The organism is Streptomyces sp. NPDC087440, from assembly GCF_044744005.1.
Taxonomy (GTDB): Bacteria; Actinomycetota; Actinomycetes; order Streptomycetales; family Streptomycetaceae; genus Streptomyces.
Genome location: NZ_JBIUXN010000061.1, coordinates 1 through 1,424 on the forward strand (window position 1 = coordinate 1; position 1,424 = coordinate 1,424).

The window sequence follows — 1,424 nt, forward strand, 5'->3', positions numbered from 1 at the left end:
CTGAGACCTGATGCCGAGCCGATTGTGGTGAAGTGGATGATCCTATGCTGTCGAGAAAAGCCTCTAGCGAGTTTCATGGCGGCCCGTACCCTAAACCGACTCAGGTGGTCAGGTAGAGAATACCGAGGCGTTCGGGTGAACTATGGTTAAGGAACTCGGCAAAATGCCCCCGTAACTTCGGGAGAAGGGGGGCCATCACCGGTGATCCGTTTTACACGGTGAGCTGGGGGTGGCCGCAGAGACCAGCGAGAAGCGACTGTTTACTAAAAACACAGGTCCGTGCGAAGCCGTAAGGCGATGTATACGGACTGACGCCTGCCCGGTGCTGGAACGTTAAGGGGACCGGTTAGCTGACTTTCGGGTTGGCGAAGCTGAGAACTTAAGCGCCAGTAAACGGCGGTGGTAACTATAACCATCCTAAGGTAGCGAAATTCCTTGTCGGGTAAGTTCCGACCTGCACGAATGGCGTAACGACTTCTCGACTGTCTCAACCATAGGCCCGGTGAAATTGCACTACGAGTAAAGATGCTCGTTTCGCGCAGAAGGACGGAAAGACCCCGGGACCTTTACTACAGTTTGATATTGGTGTTCGGTTCGGCTTGTGTAGGATAGGTGGGAGACTGTGAAGCATGCACGCCAGTGTGTGTGGAGTCGCCGTTGAAATACCACTCTGGTCGTGCTGGATGTCTAACCTAGGTCCGTGATCCGGATCAGGGACAGTGTCTGATGGGTAGTTTAACTGGGGCGGTTGCCTCCTAAAGAGTAACGGAGGCGCCCAAAGGTTCCCTCAGCCTGGTTGGCAATCAGGTGTTGAGTGTAAGTGCACAAGGGAGCTTGACTGTGAGACCGACGGGTCGAGCAGGGACGAAAGTCGGGACTAGTGATCCGGCAGTGGCTTGTGGAAGCGCTGTCGCTCAACGGATAAAAGGTACCCCGGGGATAACAGGCTGATCTTCCCCAAGAGTCCATATCGACGGGATGGTTTGGCACCTCGATGTCGGCTCGTCGCATCCTGGGGCTGGAGTCGGTCCCAAGGGTTGGGCTGTTCGCCCATTAAAGCGGTACGCGAGCTGGGTTTAGAACGTCGTGAGACAGTTCGGTCCCTATCCTCTGTGCGCGTAGGAATATTGAGAAGGGCTGTCCCTAGTACGAGAGGACCGGGACGGACGAACCTCTGGTGTGCCAGTTGTCCTGCCAAGGGCATGGCTGGTTGGCTACGTTCGGAAAGGATAACCGCTGAAAGCATCTAAGCGGGAAGCCTGCTTCGAGATGAGTATTCCCACCCCCTTTGAGGGGTTAAGGCTCCCAGTAGACGACTGGGTTGATAGGCCAGATGTGGAAGCCCGGTAACGGGTGGAGCTGACTGGTACTAATAGGCCGAGGGCTTGTCCTCAGTTGCTCGCGTCCACTGTGTTAGTTCTGAA

The 1,424-nt window shown here is 55.5% G+C and carries 1 rRNA gene; it reads left to right on the plus strand.

Features of this window, described 5'->3' with window-relative positions:
* Positions 1–1,393: ribosomal RNA gene (locus ACIO3O_RS42720) — 23S ribosomal RNA — on the plus strand; the annotation flags it as partial.
* Positions 1,394–1,424: the final 31 nt, after the last annotated feature.